The organism is Carnobacterium sp., from assembly GCF_032094055.1.
Classification (GTDB): domain Bacteria; phylum Bacillota; class Bacilli; order Lactobacillales; family Carnobacteriaceae; genus Carnobacterium_A.
Genome location: NZ_DAMDAK010000078.1, coordinates 1 through 1,589 on the forward strand (window position 1 = coordinate 1; position 1,589 = coordinate 1,589).

Sequence of the window (1,589 nt, forward strand, 5' to 3'; positions counted from 1 at the left end):
AAAAACTGACCTCCAAACATTAGATTTTTGGTCTAACATTCGGGGGTCAGTATACACTATTTGATGTCAGTTGCTTTTTTAGGCTTCTATTATTTGAAAAAAGCTCTTTTGAATTTTATCGAAAATGTTGCAAAAGTTAAAAAGCGCCGTTTGTTTTGGTTTCTTCTTTAATAATGCTGTACATTTCTTTGGTTTCTTCTTTTTTCGTTGATTCAACGATTTTCTCAATTTTTACGATTAAGGTTTTATTGCCAAAATTGATGGTTAACTCATCGCCGACTTTTACATCGGAAGAAGATTTAGCCGTGATGCCGTTGATTTGGATCCGGCCTTTATCTGCTACTTCTTTAGCGATCGTTCTCCGTTTGATAATTCTGGATATCTTCAAAAATTTATCTAATCTCATTCCAATCCCCTCTTTTCTTCTAATTTGATTTTTTGCCATAAGGCATCGACTTCTTCAGCTGTTGTAGCTTCAATACCGTCAAATACATGCGGATGACGTCTCCGTAATTTTTTGTTGAGTGTTTCGACTACTTCTTCTAAAGAAAAATAACCGGAACGTTCTCCCAGATTCGTATGGTAAAGGACTTGCATCAAAATATCGCCTAATTCCTCTACCATATTTTCACTGTCTTCTTTTTCTACCGCTTCGATAAATTCGTCCGTTTCTTCTTTCAGATACGGCAGCAAAGTTTCGTGTGTTTGTGCTTTGATCCAAACATCACCATCTTCGCCCGTAATTGTATCAATATAGTATTGGAGCGTTTGAAATGATTTTGTCCGGTCATCCTGTGCTAAAGGTGGTACATATAAAGAAGTCAAATTATGAACGCCTTGCATCCGATCTATTTCGAACAGCGGTAGCCATTCGACTTTTTCGGCTTGACTTCCTGCTGCATGAACAAGTGCAACTAAGTGTTCATCAGGGTACTTTTCCATCAATGTCAATTTCACTTCACTGGCAATGTATTCATTAAAGACTTGCATGATAATCACGTGCTGGCCTAATTCTATTTCATCTTGTTTCAAGTCTAGGGCATCTAATAATTGAAACCCTTCTACCGGATCGATCCGGACAGCTTGGAACAAATCATCTAAAAAGCTTTTTCCGCCCTTGATCTCCACTTCGATTCCCTGCTTGTCTTCCAACAATAGCTGAACCGTTTTTTCAGCTACCATGGGATGCCCAGGAACGGCATAAATGATGTCTTGCTTTTCAGCAGCAGCGATGAGTTGTGCTACAATTTTATCATAAACTCCTTCAAACTGCTCATTTGCTTCATACACCGCATCAAAAGAATCGAATTCAAGGCCTTCTTTTGCCAAAGTTTCCACTACTGGATGCAATTTGGTTCTTAAGAAAATGGGTTGTCCACCTTTTAATAAACGATAGACCCCCATCGGCAGCTGTGCCATATCTCCAGGTCCTAATCCAACTACACTAATTTTTCCCATTTCATTTCACCTGCTTTCGTAAAATTCTTCTGCCAAATGGAAGTGTTAACCATTCGCGCACTGTTAAGACTTTCCATTTTAATAAGCTAGACACAAAAACGATCACGCCGATCAGTAGTCCGATCAAGGCT

At 38.8% G+C, this 1,589-nt stretch carries 2 protein-coding genes; both read right to left on the reverse strand.

From position 1 onward, the window contains the following. Positions 1-136: 136 nt before the first annotated feature. The gene (locus RT405_RS10780) at positions 137-406 is read right to left on the reverse strand and encodes an RNA-binding S4 domain-containing protein (protein WP_035030621.1); all 270 of its coding nucleotides are present in this window, start codon (positions 404-406) and stop codon (positions 137-139) included. After that, entirely contained in the window at positions 403-1,458 is a 1,056-nt protein-coding gene (locus RT405_RS10785; RefSeq protein WP_313469634.1) for a MazG nucleotide pyrophosphohydrolase domain-containing protein, read from the reverse strand. The genes RT405_RS10780 and RT405_RS10785 overlap by 4 nt, the downstream gene beginning before the upstream one ends. Between the last annotated feature and the right edge of the window lie 131 nt (positions 1,459-1,589).

Coding starts and splice junctions, on each gene's coding strand:
- RT405_RS10780 (WP_035030621.1), bottom strand. CDS start 406: ATGAGATTAGATAAATTTTTGAAGATATCCAGAATTATCAAACGGAGA.
- RT405_RS10785 (WP_313469634.1), bottom strand. CDS start 1,458: ATGGGAAAAATTAGTGTAGTTGGATTAGGACCTGGAGATATGGCACAG.